A 22,190-nucleotide genomic window follows, 5' to 3' on the forward strand; every position below is an offset into this window, starting at 1 on the left:
CGGCTGGCTCAGTTGGCCGAAGACCGGTGCGTGTTGCCGGTCTGTCCAGTACGTTGAACTGCAGTCCTGAGAGCAGCATCGAACCGGGGGGAACATGACTACCAGCACGCCTGTCGACACTGAACGCACCGTTCTGTACGTGTCCAATACGCCGGATCACAAGCTCGCGGATTTCCTCGCGGCGTCCGGCTGGCAAGCTGTGCATGCTAAAAGCACGGCGATCGCCGAACGGCTGATCGAGCGCGGCAACATCAAGGTCGGGCTCGTCGAACTGCCCGGCGACTGCACGTCGCAGCATCTGTCCGCGCTGGCCTCGTGCATGCGGCGCGTCGAAACCAATTGGGTCGCCCAGATTGCGCCGGGCCAGGCGGAAAACGAACTGGTCAGCCGCTTCATCCTCGACTATTGCTTCGACTTCGTGACCAGGCCGTGGCTGAACGACCGGCTCGTGTTCGCGCTCGGCCATGCGCACGGCCTCTCCAGTCTGCGGCATACCCAGGTCGTCCCCGAGCCGTCGCTCGGCCGGCACGGCATGGTCGGACAATGCGAAGCGATGCAGCAGTTGTACCGGCGCATCGACAAATGCGGCGTGACCGACGCCCCGGTCTTCGTGGCCGGTGAATCGGGCACCGGCAAGGAACTCACCGCGCGGGCCATTCACGATCGCTCGCCGCGCGCGGGGCGCGCGTTCGTCGCGATCAATTGCGCGGCGATTCCGCCGAGCCTGCTGCAAGCCGAACTGTTCGGCCACGAGCGCGGCGCGTTCACCGGCGCATTGCAGCGCAAGATCGGCCGGATCGAAGGCGCGCACGACGGCACCCTGTTTCTCGACGAAATCGGCGATATGCCGCATGAATGCCAGGCGGTGCTGTTGCGCTTCCTGCAGGAAGGCACCATTGAACGGCTGGGCGGCAACGGCCCGATTCATGTCGACGTGCGGGTCATTTCGGCGACCCACGTGGATCTCGACAAAGCGGTCGAAGACGGCCGCTTCCGCTCCGACCTGTATCACCGCTTATGCGTGCTGCGTCTGATCGAACCGCCGCTGCGCGAGCGCGGCGGCGACATCAAGCTGCTCGCCAATTACGCGCTCAGCATGTACAAGCAGGACGGCGCGCGCAAACTGCGCGGGCTCTCCAGCGACGCGATCGTCGCGATGTCGAACTATCCGTGGCCGGGCAACGTGCGCGAGCTGATCAATTGCGTGCGTCGCGCGGTCGTGATGAGCGAAGGCCGTTTCATCACGGCGAGCGATCTCGGCTTGCCGGAAGCGGACAACGGCCCGGCGGTGACGCTCGCCGAAATCCGCAGCAAGGCCGAGAAAGACGCGATCGAACATGCGCTGCAGCGGCATGGCTACAAGCTGTCCGAAGCGGCGGCCGAACTCGGTATTTCGCGGGCCACGCTGTATCGGCTGATGCATGCGAACCGGTTGCATCAGGAACCGGCGGCCGGGCGCGCGTCGGGTGCGGGCGGTGCGGATGCCGACGACGAGGCCGAGCGGCAGACGAGTTCGATGGTTTGAGTGCGGGCGGGCCTTGAAGGGCCGCTTTTTTTGATTGACGGCTGCGGTTGTCTCGTCTGTTTGTCTCGTCTGTTTGTCTCGTCTGTTTGTTTCGCCGGCCTCGCCTGCCTATCTCATCTGCCTGCCGCGCCCGCCCGTCTTCGCCTGCTTGTCATTCGCGCCTTTCCGATGCCCGCCGGCGTTGCTATGCTGAAAGCCGTTCATCCAACCCGGTGCGGACTTGGCCGATCAGCAGATTCCGGCGCTCGAGCGCCGTCCCTCCTCCACGCTTCCCGCCCAAGCCAGTCCGTGCGACGCGCTGACCATCCGCGCTCAATCGCTCAGCGCCGGCTCGCCCTGCCGACGTAAGAAACTCGCGCTGGCCGCGACCATCCTCGGCTCCAGCATGGCGTTCATCGATGGTTCCGTGGTCAACGTCGCGTTACCGTCGATCCAGACCGAACTGGGCACGAGCGTAGCGGCGATTCAATGGGTCGTCGACGCGTATCTGCTGTTTCTCGGCGCGCTGGTGCTGGTGGGCGGCTCGCTCGGCGACAAACTCGGCCGGCGCACGGTGTTTATCACCGGCATCGTGCTGTTCACGCTGGCGTCGATCGGTTGCGGCCTCGCGCCCGGCGCCGCCGCGCTGATCGCGGCGCGCGCCGTGCAAGGCGTGGGCGCGGCGCTGCTGGTGCCGAGCAGCCTGGCGATCATCGGCACGGTGTTCGACGATCGCGAACGCGGTCAGGCGATCGGCACGTGGGCGGGCGTCGGCGCGATCACGTCGGCGCTCGGACCGGTCTCAGGCGGCTGGCTAGTGGATGCGTTTTCGTGGCGGGCGATCTTTTTCCTGAACGTGCCGATTGCGTGCGCGACGGTTGCGTTGGCGGTGATCGCCGTGCCGGACAGCCGACAGGACGATGCCGCTGCGGAGGAGCCGGCCGACAGCGCGGCGCGAGTTCCTGCGTCTACGGCGATGAAACTCGACTGGCTGGGCGCGGCCACCGCGACCGTCGGGCTTGCCGCGCTGACCTATGGCCTGACGCTCGCGTCGGTGCACGGTTTCGGCGACCGCTGGGTGCTGGCCGCGATAGTCGGCGGCTTGCTGGTGATGGGCGCATTCATCGCGCTTGAAGCGAGAACGTCGAATCCGATGATGCCGCTCGACGTGTTCCGTTCACGCGATTTCGTCGGCGCCAACCTTGTCACGCTGCTGGTTTACTTCGGGCTCGGCGGTGCGCTGTTTTTCCTGCCGTTCACGCTGATCCGCGCTTATGGCTACAGCGCGACCCAGGCCGGCGCGGCGTTGCTGCCGGTGCCGGTGACGATCGGCCTGTTGTCGCGCTTTACCGGCGGTCTGACGAGCCGTTATGGTGCGCGGGCCTTGCTGACCGTGGGCCCGGTGATCGCCGCAGCCGGTTTCGCGATGATTGCGTTGCCGTGGGTGCGCGGCGAGTACTGGCGTGGGTTTTTCCCCGCGCTGACGGTGCTTGGCCTCGGCATGACGATCACCGTCGCACCGTTGACAACGACCGTGATGACCTCGGTCCCGGCGGCACGCACTGGCGTCGCGTCGGGGATCAACAACGCGGTGGCGCGGGTCGCGAGCTTGCTGGCGATCGCGGTGCTGGGGATCGTGTTCGTGTGGTCGCACGATGCCGCGCTCGATGCTCGGCTCGATGCGTTGCATGTGCCGCGAGCGGAGCGCGAGGCGGCTAGTCTTGCGCGGAGTGGCGGAGAGGCGGGCGATGGGTCGTCCGGGTCTGTGCCTGCGGCGGGCAAGGCTTCGATTTCGGACTCGGGTCCGCAAGCCCCCTCGGCACAAACGCAGACCGGCGCGCTGGGCGCGCCTCCCCGAACCGTCGTGGCAGCAGCGCAAGCCGACGCGCTAGGCGCCGCATTACGAGCCGTGGCACTGATGTCGGCATTGTGCGCACTGATCGGCGCAGCGTTGGCTGCGACGACCATCCAGCGCACGCAGCGCAAGCCTTAGCGCGTCCGTGGCACTGATCTCGGCGTAGTGCTCGTTGGCCGGCGCAACGCAGCGCCATAGCACTTACCAACCCGCCGCAAACCCCCGCGTTCGACACTTCACAACACCCTGAAACGTCGCCCCCGCGCCGATCTCCATACTCACGTCATGGCAGTCCACACGCCCCTCACTCCACCGGGAGCTTCACCATGACGATCACCTGCTTCATCCGTTACCAGATCGATCCGTTCCAACGCGACGCCTTCGACGAATACGCGCGCAACTGGGGCCGCATAATTCCGCGCTGCGGCGGTCATCTGGTCGGCTATTTCCTGCCGCACGAGGGCACCAACGACATCGCATGGGGCTTGATCGCGTTCGACAGCCTCGCCGCTTACGAAGCCTACCGAGCCAGGCTGCGCGCCGATCCCGAGGCACGCGACAATTTCCAGTTCGCGCAGACCCGGCGCTTCATTCTGCGTGAAGAGCGAACCTTTACCGAAGTAGTCGACGGCACGTTCGGGGTCGCGCCGCAGTAAAGAGGCAAGCGGCTAAACGCGGTATGCGGAGACGGCGCGCACCGTCCCCGCATATCGCGCGCGCCCCTCTGCGCGCCAAAGCCCCAAGACCGTCGACCACCCCTGCGCCGTCCGACAGGCAGGTTTTTTGCTGCCCGTGCTAGCCTGTCGGCTACCGCTTGTCGCCCGCCCGGCGTCGACGCCCGCCCAGCTTGCCCGAGGCGGCCAACGACACCCGCCGCGAGGAACTTGTATGACCTGAACCGTGTCGGTTCAAGGTCACGCCGCCGAACCGGTCCACGCGTCCCGGCCCAGCCGTCCGCACCTGGAACCCCGCCTTACACCCTATGCGCAAATTACTACTCGTCTGGTTGGTCCTCCTTTTCATCGTCGGTGCGTCGCCGGCCTTTGCCGCCGCGGCGCAACCCGCGCCCGCCTCGTCGGCCTCCGGTGCCGGCGTCACGCTGACGCCCGAGCAGGCCCGCCAGGCGCTCGCCGTCCTCAACGACCCCAAGCGCCGTGCGCAAGTCGCCGACACGCTGCAAGCCATCGCCGCCGCCGGCGCGCTCAGCGCACCACCTGCGGCGTCCAGCGCATCCGCTGCCTCGGCCCCGGCGGCGGCCAGCGCCGCCGCCCTCGTCCCGACCGCGTTCCAGTCCAACGGACTGGCGTCGCAACTGGCTCGCCAGGGCGCGCATTGGGCGATCCATCTCGGCGAATCCCTGCGCGCGTCGGTCGCTGCGTTGCTCGATACGACGTCGGTGCGCGCATGGTGGAACTGGCAACTGACCAGCCCACAAGCGCGCGCCGTGCTGGGTCACGTCGCGTGGTCGCTGCTGGCCGCGCTGGTGCCGGCGCTCGTGATCGAATGGCTCGCGCGACGTCTGTTGCGCCGCGCTTATAAAGCGCTCGCCGCCCGCCGCGAACTCGGCACGGAAGACGATTCGCCGCAAGCCGGCCTGCCGGTCGACGTAACGCCGCAACCCGCTGACGCGCCGAACGCCGCGCCGCCGCTGCCCGTCATGCCGGTAACGGACGATGAGGCCAAAGCCGGCGCGGCGGCCGCGACGGCGAGTCCCGCCACCGCGCCATCAGCCCAAGGCAAGCTCGACGAAGCGCAAGGCAAACAACGCGCCGTGCATCACTGGACGCTGCTGCAGCGTCTGCCGCGCGGACTGTTGACGCTGGTGCTGCGCTTCATCCCGCTCGCGGTGTTCGTCGGCGCGGCCAGCGGACTGATGTCGATCGTCACCGACGACGGCACGCCGCAAGATCGCGCGCTCGATTCGCTGATCGACCTCTACGTACTCAGCCGCGTGATCGTGATCGTCAGCGGCTTTTTCCTGCAGCCGGGCGCGCCGCGTCTGCGTCTGTTGCGCATGAGCGATGCGTGGGCCGCCTTCATGCAGCACTGGATCGTCCGGATCGTCAGCGTGGTGGCGGCCGGTTCGGCGATCGCGGAGATCGCGCAGTCGCTCGGCCTGAACGACGCGGCGCATCTTGCGCTGATGAAGGTGGTCGCGCTCGCCGGCCACGTGATGATCTCGATCCTGATCCTGCAATGCGCGACACCGGTCGGCGAACTGATCCGCCAGCGCTTTGCCGCGCGCGACTCGCTCGCGATGTTCGGCAACGCGCTGGCCGACATGTGGGCGTGGCTCTCCGTGTTCGTCGTGATGGCGCTGTGGTTCATCTGGGCGCTCGACGTGCGCAACGGCTATCACGAGTTGCTGCATCTCGGCGGCATTTCGCTGGCGGTACTGGTGGGCGCGCGGGTGGCGTCGATCGTGATCTTCGGCGCGTTGGCGCGGCTCTTCAACGTGCAGGACGACGCCGACAGGTCGCTCGTGCATCGGCACGCTTACCGCTATTACCCGCTGCTGCGGCGCGTGGTGTCGTGGATCATCGGCGTGGTTACCGTACTCGCGCTGCTGCAGGTGTGGGGCGTCGACGTGATCGATCTGTTCCGCGCCGGCTCGATCGGCCACCGGCTCGCGTCGGCGCTGGTAACGATCGGCGTCGCGGCGGTCGTCGCGCTGCTGGTGTGGGAAGGCGTCAACGTGTCGGTCGAACAGCGGCTGGAGCGCTGGACCACCAGCGGCGACCTGGTGCGCGCCGCGCGCCTGCGCACCTTGCTGCCGATGCTGCGCAGCGCGCTGTTCTGCGTGATCGCGCTGGTGGTGGTGCTCACCGGCCTCAGCGAACTCGGCGTGAACATCGGGCCGCTGCTGGCGGGCGCCAGCATCTTCGGCGTGGCGCTTGGCTTCGGCTCGCAGAAACTGGTGCAGGATTTCATCACCGGCATTTTTCTGTTGATGGAAAACGCGATGCAGGTCGGCGACTGGGTCACGCTCGCGGGCGTGTCCGGCACGGTCGAATATCTGTCGATCCGCACCGTGCGGCTGCGCGGCGGCGACGGCTCGCTGTACACCGTGCCGTTCAGTTCGGTATCGACGGTCAACAACACCAATCGCGGGCTCGGCAACGCGGCGGTGAAGGTCAATATCGTGTTCGGCGAGGACGTCGATCTCGCGATCGATACGCTCAAGGCAATCGGCGCCGCGCTGCGTGAAGACGAGAAATTCAAGGACGGGATCCTGTCCGACTTCAGCTTCTGGGGCGTCGATGGGCTGGATGGGTCGGCGGTCACGCTGGCCGGCCAGATTCAGTGCCGCGACAGCGCGCGCTGGGGCGTGCAGCGCGAATTCAACCGACGCATTCTGAACCGCTTCAGCGAACTGGGCATCGCGATCGCGAATCCGCAGCGCCATCTGCTGACGTGGGACCCGGAGAGCGTGCCCGCGCAGGTTGAAGCGGGCGATGCGCCGAAGACGGCGCGGCGGGATGAGCCGTCTTCCGGTGCGGAGGCTGCTGGGGCTGCTGAGGCTGCTGAGGCTGCTGAGGCTGCTGAGACCGCTGAGGCCCTGAAGAAGGCCCCCGATGCCGATGCCGCCGCACGCAAAGGCGATGCGCCCGTAGAAGATCAGTTGCCTGTCGACCCTAAGCCGGCCGACGGTCCAGGAACGCCAGCAAATCCTGGTTCAACCTCTCCGCATGCGTGAAGTAAAGACCGTGGGCGGCGTCTTCATAGACGTAGAGTGACGCGCCGGGGATCAGCCGCGCCGTGGGCCGCCCGGTCAATTCGAGCGGCGCCGACACGTCGCGCTCGCCATGCACCACCAGCGAGGGCACATCGACCCGCTTCAACTCCTCGCGGAAATCGGTGATGGTCTGCAGATGCGCGAGTTCCAGCATGGCCTGATGCGAGGTCTGCAGCATCATCCGGATCGTCCAGTCGCACGGCGCGCGCGACACGCCCGCGCCGAAGTACGGCGCCGCATTCGCTTCGATCCAGTCGGGAAACGAGCGACGTAGCGTGGCTCGGCCCTGTTCGAACAACACGCCGTCGATACCGTTCGGGTTGTCGGCGGTTTTCAGCAGATACGGCGTGGCCGCAGGCGCCACGAACGCAATCCGGGCGATCCGCGACGAGCCGTGCCGCGTCAGATAGCGCACCGCTTCGCCGCTGGCGATCGAATGCGTGACCAGCGTGACGTCATGCAGATCGAGCGTGCTCAACACGCTGTTCAGATCGTCGGCCAGGGTATCGAAGTCGTAGCCGCGGCCCGGGTCGCTCGAACGGCCATGGCCGCGCCGATCGTAAGCGATGCAGCGGCAGTTCAGCCGCGCCAGCGGTTCCATCTGATACGCCCACATGTCCGAATTCAGCGTCCAACCTGAGAGAAACACGATCGGCGTGCCTTGGCCCCAGTCGCGGTAGAACAGACGCGTGTTGTCGGCCGCGCGGATGGTGTTCGGTTCGTCGGCGAGATGCGGTGCGGTTGCGTTCATGGCGGCCTCGTGGTCCGTGGATGGGAATTCGTGATGCGATGGCGTCACTGTGCCGGGCGGCCGGACGCGGGTCGATTACGTGGGAGGTAAAGAAATTGGCTTCCGGATGCGCTTGCGGGGCGGGCCCGGCGTTTTCGCATCGCGGGTTCAATCCACCTGCCACCAGCGCGGCAGTAAGCGCCGCACCTCTGCTCGCCGGTAGCGGTCGTCGATCAGATGCACCACGCCCTGATCCTGCTCCGTGCGGATCACGCGCCCCGCCGCCTGCACCACCTTTTGCAAGCCCGGATACAGATACATGTAGTCGTAGCCGCTGCCGAACTTCGCGTCCATCGTGCGACGCATCTGTTCGTTGACGTCGTTGATTTGCGGCAAGCCGAGCGTCGCGATAAACGCGCCGATCAACTGCTGGCCGACCAGATCGACGCCTTCCGAAAACGCCCCACCGAGCACCGCGAAGCCAACGCCCTGACGGTGCGTGCGAAAGCGCGCAAGGAACGCGTCGCGCGCGGCCTCGTCCATGCCGGGTTCCTGCGCCCAGACCGGCACGTCGGGATGCCGTTCGCGCATCAGCTCGACCACACGTTGCAGATAGTCGAAGCTGCTCAGAAAGCCCAGATAGTTGCCCGGCTGCGCCGCGTACTGCCGCGCGATCAGATCGACGATCGGCATCAGCGAACGCTCGCGGTCGCGCCAGCGCGTCGACACGTTGCCGGCCACGCGCACCTGTAATTGCTCCGCGCGAAACGGTCCCTCGACATCGAGCCATGACGTCGACTCTGGCAGACCCAGCGTATCGCGATAGAAGTGATACGGATTCAGCGTGCCGGAGAACATCACCGTGGTGCGCGCGGCAGCGTAGCGCTGCGCAAGAAACGGCGCGGGAATCACGTTGCGCACGCACAGCGTGGCAGCGGTTTTATCGCGCGGTGCGAAACGATCGTCACTGATCGTGATGTCGAAAATGGAATGCTCGCCGAACTGTTCGGCCAGCGCGACGAAATGCATGGCGTCGAAGAAAAACCGCAGCGAGGCTTCGTCGATGGAAAGCGGCGCGTCGGCGAGTTGATCGGTCACTTCGCCGATCAGCTTTTGCGCGGCGAACAGCAGTTTGCTGGGGACCTCACCGTAGACCTGATACGTTTCGGTCTGCGCACGCTTGAGCGCGCTCCACTCGCGTTGCAGGCGCTCCAGCGGCTTGCGCAACGTGGCCGGCGCGGTTTTACGCGCGAGCCGCAACGCCGCCTGATCGAGCGACGCGCTGTACATGCGCCGCGCCCGGTCGAGCAGATTGTGCGCCTCGTCCACCAGCACGCCGACGCGCCACTGATTGATCTGCGTGAGCGCGTACAGCATCGCGCTGCTGTCGTAGTAGTAGTTGTAATCGCCGACCACCACGTCGGCCCAGCGCGCCAGTTCCTGCGCCAGATAGTACGGACAGACCTCGTGCGCGAGCGCGACTTCACGCACCGCAGCACGATCGAGCTTCGGGCCGGCCAGCGCTGCGCTGCGCGCCGCGTCGAGCCGGTCGTAGAAGCCGAGCGCGAGTGGGCACGACTCGCCGTTGCAGGCTTTGTCGGGATGCTCGCAGGCTTTGTCGCGCGCGACCAGTTCGAGGGTTCTCAAGGGCAGCGCTGAACCGGACGAGCTGGACGCCGCTGCGCTGCGGTGAAGCGTGTCGATGGCATCGAGCGCGAGCGCGCGGCCCGGCGTCTTCGCAGTGAGGAAAAAGATGCGCTCGATCTGATCCTCCGCGCACGCTTTCAGCAGCGGAAAAATCGTCGCAAGCGTCTTGCCGATGCCGGTGGGCGCTTGCGCCATCAACGGTTTACCGTCGCGCGCCGCGCGATAGACCGACACCGCCAGCTCGCGCTGCCCACTGCGAAATTGCCCGTGCGGAAACTGCAGTGCGCCGAGCGCGGCATTGCGCGCGGCGCGATGCGCTTCTTCCTGCACGGCCCAATCGAGAAAGCGCTCGCATTGTTCGACGAAGAAAATCTCCAGATCGCGTGCGGTATGGAACTCCTCCAGCAGCGTCTCTTTCTGAGTGCCAATGTCGAAGTACACCAGCGCGACCGTTAGCATGGCAAGCCCGCGCGCGCGGCACAACAGATGTCCGTACACCCGCGCCTGCGCCCAATGCAGCGCGCGGTGATTGTCGGGCATTCGCGTGAGGTCGCCGCGATACGTCTTGATCTCTTCGAGCCGGTTCGCCAGCGGATAGAAACCGTCGGCGCGGCCGCGCACCGTCAGGCCGCGATGCGTGCCGGTCAGCGTGATTTCGGTTTGGTAGCCGCTCGCGCGACGGCCGGCCACCGCGACGTGGCCCGCCATGCCTTCGAGCGATGTCGGCGCGGGCGTGAAGCGTAGGTCGAGATCGCCGCGCTTCGCGGTGAATTCGCACATGGCCCGCACGGCGACAACGTAGGTCATGTGGGGGACTCGGTGGTGTGGAGGCTGAGGGCGGTCGCGGTGGTTTCATCCCCCACCCAACGCACATCGACCACGCGCACCGGCATGCCGTGCTCCACGCAGTACGCGAGCCAGCGAATCTGGTTGTCTTGCAAACGGTCGCCCGGTCCTTTCACTTCGATCAACTCATAGCGACGTTCGGCCGGCCAGAAACGGATCAGATCCGGCAACCCAGAACGATTGCTACGAATATCGCGCAACAAACGCTCGAACCACAGCTTCAGATGCGCGGCGGGCAGACAGTCGAGTGCGAGCGCAACCAGTTCCGGCGTCAGCAGTCCCCAGAACACGAACGGCGATTGCAACCCCGTCTTGCTCTGCAGATGCCGCAGAATCGTCTCGCGATAAACGCCGCTATCGAGTTGCGCGAGACACGCCGCGAATTGCCCCGCACGACGCGCCTGAAAATCCGGCGCGTGCAGATCGGCCGGACCGCGCTGGAACGGATGAAAAAACGCGCCGGGCAACGCGGCAAATACCGGTTCCCAACACAGCAAGCCGAATAGCGAGTTGATCAGCGCATTCTCGACGTAATGCACGGGCGCGGCTTCGCAGGTGAGATGGTCGCGCGTGACGTATTCGACCGGTAGCGCGTCGTCAGGTTTAGGCAACGCCAGCGTGCTGCGCTCCACCGGACGCGCCGCCGCCACGCGAACCATCGGCTCGCCGAGCTTGCGCCGCAGACGCGGCATCATCCGCGCGACACGCTGCGCTTCTTCTTCGCTTTCCGGCGCGGCGCAGGCCTCGCCAGCCAGCGCGAACGCTTCGCCGAAACGCTCGCTGCGTTCAAGCAAGCGTACCCGCCGGTGACGCGCGCCGGGCCATGCGCAAGCCGCGTAAACGGCGAGCGCGGCGGCCCAGTTCTGCCGACGCTCGCAATGCTGCCCGATCCGGAACAGCAATTTCGCGCGACGCGTTTCGAGCCACGCGTTCGATGTTGCAATTTCGCGGACGGCAGTGACCAGCGTTTCAATTGCCGCCGGCTCCGCGTCGCCGTCCGGCAGCCAGTCCAGTGCTTCACGGCACGCATGCAGCGCGAGATAGACATCGACGTCGGCCCGCTGCTGGAATGCGCGCGATGACGGCGCGAACGGCACCTTTTCGTACTGGAACACGCCGAGATCGGCGAGCACGAACTCCGACCAGTCTTGCTGCAAATTACCGAAGAACATCAGCCGCAGACGCTCGCAGAGCGGCGCGATCGCGACGTGGAGGATGCGATCGGAGGTGGCGCTGTGCCACGAGGAAAGTGGACGTTCGGTCGGGTTTGCGGCGGTGCCTTCGGAGTCGCCCTCACCCTCATAAAACGGCCGCAACGTTTCCAGCAGATCGGCTTTACGCAACGCCTTCGCGCCAGGAACCAGCGCAATCGCCTCCGCAAAAATCTCCAGCAACTCGGGCCGTGTAGTCAGCGCGAACAGGTTCTCAAGCGTGAGCCCGGGTTCGGTATCGATCCAGCCGAGCGCCGTCATCGGCTCGGCCGCGAGCAACGGGCAGCCGATCTCGTCGTAAGCAAGCCGGCTTGCACGGAACAACGTGCCCTGGCGCATCAGCATGCGCACCAACAGCGCACGCGACGCCTGCGGCAAACCCGCGAAAGCACGCAGAAACGCCTGCTCTTCGACATCGAGCAGGTCGTCGTAGCGCTCGGCCAGCCACGCCAGCGCACGCTCGAAGTTCAGCAGATAGTAAGGGACGTCAGACCGCAGATCTGACCGGGCGCCGGTTGCCAAGGTGCTTTCACGATACCTGTATGTTTATACAGTGATCATAGCAAAGTCCACCGCAGTTTCACTACCTTCGTGTTAGCCGGCGATCTGGCTGAGCCGCAAGCGCAGCGGCTCTTCAGGCCTGAGCGACACGTTCAGCACGGGCCGCGGCGCCGTCATTCCTTGCGGCACGCTCAGCTCGAAGCGCTGCAACAGCATCGCCGCGATCACGGTCAGCTCGGTCATCGCCAGATGCTGTCCGAGGCACACTCGCGGCCCCGCGCCGAACGGCATATAGGCGCCGCGCGGCCACTTCGGCGCGTCCGGCCCGAAGCGCTCGGGGCGAAACGTCAGCGGCTCGGGAAACCAGCGCGGGTCGTGATGCATCAATTGCACCGGCACCATGAAGATCGTCCGGGCGGGCAATTGCCAGCGGCCAAGGGTGAACGGCTGCGTCGAACGGCGGCTGCTGAGCACCGGCACGGCCGGGTAAAGCCGCAGCGTTTCCTGCAATGCCTGGGTCAGGTACGGCAAGCACGCCAACGCGTCCGCGTCGGGTTCGGCGCCTTGCAGCACTCGCCGGACTTCGTCGCGCGCGGCCGTCTGCGCGGCCGGATTGGCGGCCATGCACCATGCCCACCAGGTCAGCGTAGCCGCGCTCGTGTCATGGCCCGCGAGGAAGGTCGTCATGCATTCGTCGTGGACGGCCTGCAACGGCCATGCCGCCGGGTCGGACAGATGCAGCTTCAGCAGACGCGACAACAGATCGTCCGGCCACGCGTCGCGCGCCAGGCGCAATCTCGTTTGCAGATGACGTTCGATCAAGCCGTCCAGCATCGCCTGCGCCTGCCGCTTGGCGCGCTTCCACGGCACCCAGCGCGGCGAACTTATCGGCCAGTAGAGGCTGCTATAAGTCGACACGATCAATCTATGCGCGGCTTGCTCGGCCAGCCGCGCATCGTTGCCGATCTCGCTCGAGAACATCATCCGCATGATCACGTCCATGGCCAGCGACGTGATCGCGCTCTCGATCGGCCACGCGTCCTCGCTCTGCGGCCAACGCGCGAACGCCGCGCCGGCCGCCGCGACCATGGTCGGCACGAACGCATGCACCGATGCCCGCGAGAAACCCGGCTGCAACGTGTGCCGCTTGTCTTTCCACGCGTCGCCCTCGGCGATCAGCACGCTGTGTCCGTGCACTTCCCCGAAAACGCGCATGCCGTGCTCCCACCGGATCAGCTCGTCATGGTGATTGACCAGCAGCTCACGCACCCACTGCGGATCGCTGACGACAAGCTGATGCTCCGGCCAGATCCGCAGATAGACGACGTCGCCGAAAGCTTGGCTCCACTCGGCCACCGTCGCCAGCAGATCGCGCGACATGCGTCGCAACGCGCCCCAGCCGGTCAGGCCGACGGACGGCCCGGGCGGCCAGACGCCGGGAGCGTGAGGGACCGGCGGCGGAGGCGGCTCATCCGCGTGGAAGGGGCACTGGGAGGAAGGTGAGGTGGTCATGTCGCGCATTGTTGGCCAGCGCGCCGCCCTCGTCTTGAACGCAAACGACATCGCGCGGCTGTCGACGTAAATGCCCCGCCGTGACGCGCGACGATTGCTGACACCTGCACCGGTTTTACTTAAACTCTGCCGCCATGACACTCGACTTGCTTCCGCAACAGGCGTCTTGCCCCGATCCGTTCGCGCGCGCCACGCGACTCTCCCGTGAGAGCGACACCGCGCAGGGGCGGATTCATCTTGCGCCCGCCGTCTTGCAAGGCGCGATCGTCGCGGTTATCACTCGCGACACGCGCGGCCTGGCACTGAATGACGCGCAACGTCTGACGCATTTTCCGGCGTCACCGCTGGTGAGTCTGTCGGCGTTTCAGGATATGAACGGCGGACTCGTGGAGCGCACCGCCGACGCGCCGCGATGGCAGCCGTTTAGTGCGTCCGTGATGCTGTCGGGCAGCCAGTCCCAGCCAACCGTCAGTTGGTCGCCTGCGGGTGGCCGTGGCTGCATGATCTGCTTCACCGCCGACACCGCGCGGTCGCTGTTCGGGCTCGATCTGGCCGCCGTGCAGGATCGCTGCGTCCCCGCGCAAACGGTGCTCGGCGAGCTCTGGCAGCCGCTGCTGCAAGCGCTGCTCGACGCCCCCGACGACGCGGCCACGCTCGCGGTCTTACAGCAGCATCTGGCCACACACTGGCAAGCGTTGCAGGGTCGCGCGTCGGCCATGCCGTCGTTGCGGCAGATCGGCCGTCATTGGGTCGAACGTCTCGGCCTGCAGGCGCATGAATGGCGCAATACGCACAGCGCGCGCCAGGTCGAACGCCGGATCAAGGCGCATAGCGGACGATCACTGCGTGAATGGCAATTGCTCGTCAAGACCGAAAGCGTGTTCTTCAACGCGCGGGACCGTTACGATGCAGGCGAATCCGTCGACTGGGCCGCGCTGGCCCTCGACGAAGGCTTCGCCGATCAGGCCCATTTGAGCCGCACGGCCAAACGCATCACCGGATTTTCGCCGGGCGAATTCGCGCAGCGTTTTGCCGAAGATGAATCGTTCTGGTTGTACCGGCTGTGGGTTTGAGATGAGCGCGCCGAGGCTGCTTGGGGCGGTTTGCGCGGTCCGCCAGCAATACCCATACTGTGTTGTGACTTGAAATACGCACAAGACTCATCGACAGGAACTCACTGCCATGCCCTCTTCCGTTCGCAACTCGCTGGTCTGGATATTCGATGCCTTCGAGCGCGATCCGACCTACATCACCAAGCGGATGTTCGGCAGCGACGCCGCGTATCTCGACGGCCTGCTGTGCCTGATCGCCGCCGATCGCACCAAGCCATGGAACGGTCTGCTGATCTGCACATCGCACGATCGTCACGCGGCGTTGATCGACGAGTTTCCCGCTTTGCAACCGCATCCGGTGCTGGGGAAATGGCTCTATATCGCGCAGGACGACCCGGCATTCGAAGCCGTCGCCGACGGCATGACCGCGCTGGTGCTCGCACGCGACCCGCGAATCGGCGTCGAGCCGAAACCGCGTCGCAGCAGAAAGAAGCCCACGTTGCCGGGTGCCTGACTACGCGTGCGCCGTGTGCTAGCGCGCGGCCACCCACACCACCATCAGCGAGCGCACCCCTTGCGCGCCGCGAATCAGCACGCCTTCGATATCCGCCGTCGCCGAGGGTCCGGTGACAAGCGCCGCATAACGCGCGTCGCGGAAATCGTCGCGCCGGTAGACGTCCTGCAAGCCGTCCACCAACTCCGCCGGGTCGAGCAACACGATCAGATGCTGCACGATATAGCCCAGCGCGTTGACCACATACTCACGTTCGCTGAACCACACCGAGCCGGTTTCGGCGACGCCGAAACGCGCCCGCACCACGCCGACATCGATATCCTGCAGCGACGCCGGTTCGGTCTCCGCTGTCAACGCACGCGTGCCCGCAACTTCCGGCGTAGCCGACGCCACCGACGCCGCGTCGCCGAAGCGCTCGCGGATCAACGCGCTCACGTCGGCAGCGGAGGCGACTTCCACGCAAGTCCCGCCCATCGCCTGTAACGCAGCGGTAAAACGCGCACGCAGATCGCCACCCACCGAGTCGAACAACGGCACTTCGGGCCGCGGCCGCGCAGCCGGTTGCGCTTGCCGAACCTTCTCCAGAAACGCCTCACGCGTTGCCATCTTTAGCTCCACGATTCTTCTTGTACCAGGCGTGGAAGGTCAGCTTCGGCGCCTCCGGCAACTCCCGTTGCTTGCCCCAGATATTCAGCGGGTTGTACAGCACGAAATTCGGCAGCCCGCGCAACGCGCTACCCATCGACGACACCGTCGCACGATACAAGGTCGGACTCGCCAGCAAGCGCCCCGCCATTTTCAGCACTTCCTGCTTCACGAACGGCACTTCATGATGCTCGGCGATCACCGTGCGCCATTTGTAAATCTGCTCGTGAATATTGATCTTCACCGGACACACGTTCGTGCAACTGCCGTTCAACGTCGACGCGAACGGCAACGCGCTATAGCGCTTCAGATCGTAGGTGGGATTGATGATCGCCCCAATCGGCCCCGAGTACGTGCCGCCATAGGAGAGCCCGCCGCTGCGCCGGTACACCGGACAGGTGTTCATGCAGGCGCCGCAGCGAATGCACTTGAGCGAGTACCAGAAGTCTTCCATCGCGAGCCGTTCCGAACGGCCGTGATCGACGAGGATGAAATGCATCTCCGTGCCTGGACGCGGCGCGCGGAAATGCGACGTGTACTGCGTGATCGGCGAACCCAGCGCGCTGCGCGACAGCATGCGGATAAACACGCCGAGATCGGCCACTTTCGGAATCAGCTTTTCGATCCCGATCGACGCAATATGCAGCGGCGGCACGTTCGCCGACAGATCCGCATTGCCTTCGTTCGTACACACCACCACGGTGCCGGTTTCCGCCACCGCGAAATTACAGCCGGTCATGCCTGCGGTTTTTTCGCGCACGAAGTACGGCCGCGTGTTCATCCGCTGGCTTTCCGCCAGATAGTGGATATCGCTGTTCTTCGGATCGGTGCCGATGGTACGGCCGAACAGTTCGGCGACGTCCGCACGCAGCTTGTGCACCGCCGGGACCACCATGTGACTCGGGTCCTGGTGATCGAGCTGCTGGATGCGCTCGCCCAGGTCCGTCTCCATTACCGTGATGCCGCGCGGCTCCAGATACTCGCGCATCTTGCATTCGTCGGTGAGCATTGACTTGCTTTTGACGAGCGTGGTCATGCCGCGCCCGGACATGATCTGGTGCACCAGCGCGTTGTGTTCTTCGGCGGTCGCGGCCCAATGCACGGTCACGCCGTTCGCCTCGGCCGCCGCAGCGAACTGTTCCAGATAGCCGGACAGATGCGACAGCGTGTGTTCCTTGATGCCCGACGCCAGCTCGCGCATCGTCTCCCATTCGGGGATGCCATGCGCCTGCGCGTCGCGCTTCTCACGCAAGTCCCACAGACGCTTGTCGTGAAACGCCACGTGCTCGGTCTTCTTGATGAAAGCGCCGGCGGCTTTCGCGTGATCGACGCGGCTCATGGGCGTGCTCCGTTGAGCACCTGCGCGATGTGGATGAAGCGCGCCTCGGCCTTCATGCGCTCCGCGCAGCCTTGCTGATGCATCAGGCACGACATGTCGCCCGAGACGATGTATTCGGCGCCCGCCTGCAGATGATCGCGGACCTTGTCCTGCCCCATGCGCACCGATACCGGTTCCTCGGTCACCGAGAACGTGCCGCCGAAACCGCAGCATTCGTCGGGCCGCGCCGGCTTGACGAATTCAATGCCCTTCACGCCTTCCAGCAGCGTGCGCGGCTTCGAGAACGGCGTGCCCGCCACTTCGGAAATCGACGCTTCCTTCAGATGCCGCAACGCGCTGCAGCTATTGTGCAAACCCACGCGATGCGGAAATTCGGCCCACGGAAACTCGCGCGCGCCGACCACGTCGTGCAGAAACTCGACGAGTTCATACGCGTTGGCGCGGACCTGTTTCACTTCGTCGGTCTGTTCGAGCGCGGTCAGATGTTCGCGCACATGGTGGATGCAGCTCGCCGACGGCCCGACGATGTAGTCGTAGCCCGCGAAGTTGCGCGCGAACACGCGCTCGGCGCCGGCCGCGTCGGTATGCGCGCCGCTGTTGGCCATGGGCTGCCCGCAGCAGGTCTGCTCCTGCGGATAGTCGACCTCGATGCCGAAACGTTCGAGCAATTCGAGCGTGGCGATGCCCACTTCGGGATAGAACGCGTCGATAAAGCACGGGATAAACAGAGCGACTTTCATAAGCTTTTTGAAAGAAAATCGGCAGCCGGCGATTCACCTACTTTACTGCGGAATCATGCCGATGAACCGGACTGCGGGTTTTGGGGCGTGGGTTTTGATCTGTTGGTCAGCTTGGTAATGTTGGTCTGACCACGAAATATAAAGAGGTCCGCGGGCGGTGTCAATCCGCGAATGGGCTTGGGTGGGTGCGAGGCGGCGTGGCCGCCTTACCTCAACGGCGATTACGAAACGACATTCGCCGCAGGATTCGCGGCGTCGTCCTTGTAGATTTCGCGGACAAAGGTCAAATGACGCTCGGCCGCCTTGCGTGCTTTTTGCGCGTCGCGCGCCATCACGGCGTCGTAGATCGCCTGATGCTGGGTCATCAACTGCTTTTCCATCGCGTCGTCGTAGTCGATCAGCCGATGGTATTGGCGCATGCCCTCGCGAATCAGCGTATGGATGCCGTGCATCACATGCGCCAGCGCAATGTTGTGCGTGGAGTCCGCGATCGCGAGATGAAACGCGGCATCCAGTTCCGCGAGGTTCACGCGGTCTTGCGACTGCGAACCGGCCTTCAATGCCTCGAACGCCTGGGTGATCTTTTGCTGATCGGCGGCCGTGGCGCGCTCCGCCGCATACACCGTGGAAATCGCTTCGAGCCCCTGGCGCAGTTCCAGAATATCGGCACTGGTGCGCGGATTCTGCGTGAGCAGTTCGGCTAGCGGCTTGGAGATGATGGGCGCGGTGACGTCGACCACCGTGAAGCCGCCCCGCCCCGAGGTTTCGATGTAACCGTCCGCTTCGAGCCGGATCAGCGCTTCGCGCAGTGAAGGCCGCGAGACGCCGAGTTGCGTGGCCAGATCGCGTTCGGCCGGCAAGCGGTCGCCGGGCATCAGCGTGCCGTCCGAGATCAGTTGCTTGATCTGGTCGGACACCACGTCGGAAAGCCGTTTGCGCGTGAAAGACTGGATCGGGCGAAATGGCATGGGCAGCGGTGGAACAGTGGGGAGAGCCGGGTTATAAGGCGGGACTCAACGCACCCTGCCACCGCGCGAGCGAGGCCTGATGCGAGTGCGTCGAAGCATTGAATTATACCGGTCCACGGTTCGCGCCGAACCCGCCTTCGAGGCCTAGTGCGCCGCCTTCAATCCGCCGACAAACGCCGCGATCCGCTCGCACGCATCGATCAGCTGCACTTCATCGACCACGAAACCGAGCCGCACGAAGCCATTCGCGGTATCGCCGAACGCGCTCGCGTCGAGCAGCGACACGCCTTTCGCGCGAAACAGTTGCCACGTGAAATCGACCGTATCGAGGCCGGTGCCGCTCACGTCGACCATCATGAACATGCCCGCTTCGGGCAGCAGACAGCGCAAACCCGGCACGCGATGCAGGCGCTCGAACACCACGTCGCGGCGACGCCGATAAATCTCGCGCATTTCAGCGGCGATTTGCGCCTTGTGCTGCAAAGCCGTCAACGCGGCCTGCTGAATAAAGCCCGGCAAACCATAGAGCATGGCGAGCGCAAGCCGCCCCCAATGCTCGATCAACTCCGTCGGTCCAATCGCCCAGCCGACGCGCCAGCCCGCCATGGCATGCGATTTCGACAGACTGCCGAGCGTCACCGTGCGCTCCGCCATGCCGGGCAGCGCCCCGATGCTTACATGCTCGCGTTCGAACGTGAGCTCCGCATACACCTCGTCGGACAGCACCCACAGATCATGCTCGCAAGCGAGCCGTGCGATGCGTTCCAGATCGGCACGCGGCATCACCACGCCGGTGGGATTGCACGGCGTCGCGAAGAAAATGGCCCGGGTGCGCGGCGTGATCGCCGCTTCGAGCACGTCGCAGTTGATATGAAAGGCGCGCGCCGCGTCGACCGGCACGGCCACCAGCGTGGCGCCCGCCGCGCGCACGCAGGCTTCGTAGGTCAGATACATCGGCTCGGGGACGATCACTTCGTCGCCGGCTTGCAGCAGGCACAGCGACGCGGCGAACACGCCGTTCTGCGCGCCGGCGGTCAGGATCACGTTGGCCGCATTGGTCGCGACGCCGGTCATGCGCGCGTGTTCTTCGGCGATCGCCACGCGCACGGGTTCGCGGCCGGACACCGCGCTGTAGTGCGTGTCGCCGCCGCGCAATGCCTCGACCGCGCGCTCGACGATCGGCGCGGGCGTGGCGAAATCGGGGTCGCCCACGCTCAGCACGATGACGTCTTCACCGTTGGCCAGCGCCTGTTGCGCCGTGCGATGAATCTCCCACGCCGACGTGCGCCTGCCCTGCAAGCGCTCCACCAGATTCGAGTACTTCATTGCGTTCACCCCGTTTTTACTGGACCCGCCAATGTAATGGGGCAAACAGCAAACGTCCAGATACGAAGAAGCGCCACGCGAACGGACAGTTCGCGTGGCGCTTCTTTTTACATCGGTTCAGCAGAGTCTTTGCGCGGGAAGCGCGCGCCGCCTGGTGGCGCTGACGCTAACGCTCAACGTGCGCGAATGCGTCCCGCACCGCTCACATCTGCCGACGCAATTCCGCCGGCGGCACCTTCATCAGATGCCGGTACTTCGCCACCGTACGACGCGCCACCAGCACGCCCTGATCGGCGAGCATCCTGGCGAGCGAGACGTCCGACAGCGGATCGCGCGCGTTTTCCGCAGCGATCATTTCCTTGAGCAGCGCCCGCACCGCGGCGGCCGAACAGGTCCCACCGCTTTCCGTGCCGAGCTCGCGCGGGAAGAAATGCTTGAATTCGAAAATACCGCGCGGCGTGGCCATATATTTGTTGCCCGTGGCACGCGAAATCGTGGACTCGTGCAGACCGAGTTCGTCGGCGACATCGCGCAGCACCATCGGTTTCAACGCAATTTCACCGTACTGGAAGAACGCTTTCTGATGCGCGACGATGCACTCCGCCACGCGCTGAATCGTGTCGAAGCGCTGCTGCGCATTACGGATCAGCCAGCGCGCTTCCTGCAATTGCTGCGCGAGCGGCGAACGGCTCGCGCCAGCCGACTGCGCGAACAGCTCCGCATACATGCGGTGAATGCGCGCCCGCGGCTGCACCGCCGGATTGATCGCCACCGCCCACTTGTTGCGCACCTGACGCACGATCACGTCCGGCACCACGTAGTTGTCTTCGGTACGGCCGTAGCAGTTGCCCGGCTTCGGGTCGAGCTTACGCACCAGTGCGCAGGCCACGCGCAATTCATCCGCGCTGCAGCCGATCTGCTTTTGCAATTCAGCCTGCTCGCGGCGCGCGAGACGTTCCAGATGATGATCGACGATCTGTCGCGCCACCTCACGTCCCGGCGTGTCGTCCGGCAACGCATTCACCTGCAGCGACAGACACTCCGACAGCGAACGCGCGCCCAAACCCGGACGGTCGAGCGATTGCACGAGACGCAGCGCCACCAGCAATTCATCTTCGGTCAGTTCCGGTTCGAGATCGACGCTGTCGGCGAGATCCGCGAGGTCCTGACGCAGATAGCCGTCGTCGTCGAGCGCCTCGATGATGAAGCGGGCCACCGCGCGATCGCGATCGTCGAGGCGATACAGCCGCAGCGCATCGTGCAGTTGCTCGCGCAACGTGGGTTGCGAACGCGCCCATTCGGCGGGATCGCTGCTGTCGGAATCGCCGTTCTGACGGGCCGAGCTACGGCTGCCGTAGTCGCCCGAGAAATCGCCGCCGAAGTCGCCCGCGTCGCCGGGCATGTCGTCCTGGCCCGCGCTTTCCATCGAGTCGCCGCTGGCCGCTTCGGCGGGCATGGCGTCGGGTTCGGCGCTCGCGACGGCGTCGGTCGAGGGCAGCGCGCCGGCGTCCTCGCCCGGCGAGGTGGTTGCCAGCGCAACGTCTTCCGTTTCCGACGAGTCGTACTCGAGGAACGGATTGGTATCGAGCGCCGTGCGCAACTCCTGTTGAAACTCGAGAGACGACAACTGCAACAGTCGCACCGATTGCTGAAGACGCGGCGTGAGTGCGAGAGACTGCCTTGTGCGAAGTTCGATGGAAGGCATTGTAGTGAGGTCCCGTTAGTGGCCGAAAGATGGTTCGTGACCTCCTTAGAGCAACTGTCGTACCAGCTCGCGCAACACGCTGTTTTTTATATGGTTTGCGTTTTCAGGCCCGCCAATTGCGCAGGCGCCGCGCGGCCTTTTTTACAACCACCCGGCAAATTCCGGACCCTGTCGGCGCAGCCTGCCTGACACCGCGTTGCATCGCCATTCATCGCTATTCCTCAGCCGAAATATCCGCCCCGTAACGGTTTTGCCGCGTTCCCAGGCTGATACCAGGCCGATACGGCCACATGCAGGCACACCCCTTGCGGATGAGCACTATGTGGACGGACGCCGGTTTTTGCAGTGGCAGTGAACGC

Annotated in this window: 16 protein-coding genes; 6 read left to right on the forward strand and 10 right to left on the reverse strand. The window is 65.2% G+C overall.

Features of this window, described 5'->3' with window-relative positions:
- Nucleotides 1-94 precede the first annotated feature (94 nt).
- The 4 genes from GGD40_RS22050 to GGD40_RS22065 all read left to right on the forward strand — a co-directional run bounded on the left by GGD40_RS22050 (nucleotide 95) and on the right by GGD40_RS22065 (nucleotide 7,056).
- The gene (locus GGD40_RS22050) at nucleotides 95-1,525 is read left to right on the forward strand and encodes a sigma-54-dependent transcriptional regulator (RefSeq protein ID WP_179745087.1); all 1,431 of its coding nucleotides are present in this window, start codon (nucleotides 95-97) and stop codon (nucleotides 1,523-1,525) included.
- Nucleotides 1,526-1,745: 220 nt separating this feature from the next.
- Nucleotides 1,746-3,497 (forward strand): MFS transporter, encoded by a 1,752-nt coding sequence (locus GGD40_RS22055; RefSeq protein WP_179745088.1) that lies wholly within the window; start codon nucleotides 1,746-1,748, stop codon nucleotides 3,495-3,497.
- A gap of 188 nt (nucleotides 3,498-3,685) precedes the next feature.
- Nucleotides 3,686-4,015 carry an NIPSNAP family protein gene (locus GGD40_RS22060; protein ID WP_179713003.1) on the forward strand — a complete coding sequence of 110 codons (330 nt, stop codon included), beginning with the start codon at nucleotides 3,686-3,688 and terminating at the stop codon, nucleotides 4,013-4,015.
- Between the two features lie 326 nt (nucleotides 4,016-4,341).
- The gene (locus GGD40_RS22065) at nucleotides 4,342-7,056 is read left to right on the forward strand and encodes a mechanosensitive ion channel family protein (RefSeq protein ID WP_179745089.1); all 2,715 of its coding nucleotides are present in this window, start codon (nucleotides 4,342-4,344) and stop codon (nucleotides 7,054-7,056) included.
- Here the strand turns inward: GGD40_RS22065 and GGD40_RS22070 are convergent.
- The 4 genes from GGD40_RS22070 to GGD40_RS22085 form a co-directional block, all read right to left on the reverse strand.
- Nucleotides 6,995-7,846, reverse strand: coding sequence for an alpha/beta fold hydrolase (locus GGD40_RS22070; protein WP_179745090.1), 852 nt, complete (start codon nucleotides 7,844-7,846; stop codon nucleotides 6,995-6,997). The genes GGD40_RS22065 and GGD40_RS22070 overlap by 62 nt on opposite strands.
- Before the next feature lie 147 nt (nucleotides 7,847-7,993).
- Nucleotides 7,994-10,279, reverse strand: coding sequence for an ATP-dependent DNA helicase (locus GGD40_RS22075; protein ID WP_179745091.1), 2,286 nt, complete (start codon nucleotides 10,277-10,279; stop codon nucleotides 7,994-7,996).
- Nucleotides 10,276-12,051: a VRR-NUC domain-containing protein gene (locus GGD40_RS22080; RefSeq protein WP_179745092.1), complete on the reverse strand. Its 1,776-nt coding sequence runs from the start codon at nucleotides 12,049-12,051 to the stop codon at nucleotides 10,276-10,278. The genes GGD40_RS22075 and GGD40_RS22080 overlap by 4 nt, the downstream gene beginning before the upstream one ends.
- 72 nt (nucleotides 12,052-12,123) lie before the next feature.
- A complete protein-coding gene (locus GGD40_RS22085; protein WP_179745093.1) occupies nucleotides 12,124-13,542 on the reverse strand; it encodes a cytochrome P450 in 1,419 nt (472 codons plus the stop codon).
- Nucleotides 13,543-13,676: 134 nt separating this feature from the next.
- Here GGD40_RS22085 and GGD40_RS22090 point away from each other — a divergent pair, with 134 nt between their 5' ends.
- The gene (locus GGD40_RS22090) at nucleotides 13,677-14,615 is read left to right on the forward strand and encodes a helix-turn-helix domain-containing protein (protein WP_179745094.1); all 939 of its coding nucleotides are present in this window, start codon (nucleotides 13,677-13,679) and stop codon (nucleotides 14,613-14,615) included.
- Between the two features lie 109 nt (nucleotides 14,616-14,724).
- Nucleotides 14,725-15,108: a hypothetical protein gene (locus GGD40_RS22095; RefSeq protein ID WP_179745095.1), complete on the forward strand. Its 384-nt coding sequence runs from the start codon at nucleotides 14,725-14,727 to the stop codon at nucleotides 15,106-15,108.
- A gap of 18 nt (nucleotides 15,109-15,126) precedes the next feature.
- Here the strand turns inward: GGD40_RS22095 and GGD40_RS22100 are convergent, their stop codons facing one another.
- The 6 genes from GGD40_RS22100 to GGD40_RS22125 all read right to left on the reverse strand — a co-directional run bounded on the left by GGD40_RS22100 (nucleotide 15,127) and on the right by GGD40_RS22125 (nucleotide 21,831).
- Nucleotides 15,127-15,714, reverse strand: coding sequence for a LutC/YkgG family protein (locus tag GGD40_RS22100; RefSeq protein WP_179712979.1), 588 nt, complete (start codon nucleotides 15,712-15,714; stop codon nucleotides 15,127-15,129).
- Nucleotides 15,701-17,092, reverse strand: coding sequence for a lactate utilization protein B (locus GGD40_RS22105; RefSeq protein ID WP_179712977.1), 1,392 nt, complete (start codon nucleotides 17,090-17,092; stop codon nucleotides 15,701-15,703). Before GGD40_RS22105 ends, GGD40_RS22100 begins: the two co-directional genes overlap by 14 nt.
- Entirely contained in the window at nucleotides 17,089-17,832 is a 744-nt protein-coding gene (locus tag GGD40_RS22110) for a (Fe-S)-binding protein (protein ID WP_179745096.1), read from the reverse strand. Before GGD40_RS22110 ends, GGD40_RS22105 begins: the two co-directional genes overlap by 4 nt.
- 221 nt (nucleotides 17,833-18,053) lie before the next feature.
- Nucleotides 18,054-18,800: a FadR/GntR family transcriptional regulator gene (locus tag GGD40_RS22115; protein ID WP_179712973.1), complete on the reverse strand. Its 747-nt coding sequence runs from the start codon at nucleotides 18,798-18,800 to the stop codon at nucleotides 18,054-18,056.
- A 144-nt stretch (nucleotides 18,801-18,944) separates the two neighbouring features.
- On the reverse strand, nucleotides 18,945-20,126 hold the full coding sequence (locus GGD40_RS22120; protein ID WP_179745097.1) for a pyridoxal phosphate-dependent aminotransferase: 1,182 nt from the start codon (nucleotides 20,124-20,126) through the stop codon (nucleotides 18,945-18,947).
- 202 nt (nucleotides 20,127-20,328) lie between these two features.
- A complete protein-coding gene (locus GGD40_RS22125) occupies nucleotides 20,329-21,831 on the reverse strand; it encodes an RNA polymerase factor sigma-54 (RefSeq protein ID WP_179745098.1) in 1,503 nt (500 codons plus the stop codon).
- Nucleotides 21,832-22,190: the final 359 nt, after the last annotated feature.

The sequence above is a fragment of the Paraburkholderia bryophila genome, assembly GCF_013409255.1.
Lineage (GTDB): Bacteria > Pseudomonadota > Gammaproteobacteria > Burkholderiales > Burkholderiaceae > Paraburkholderia.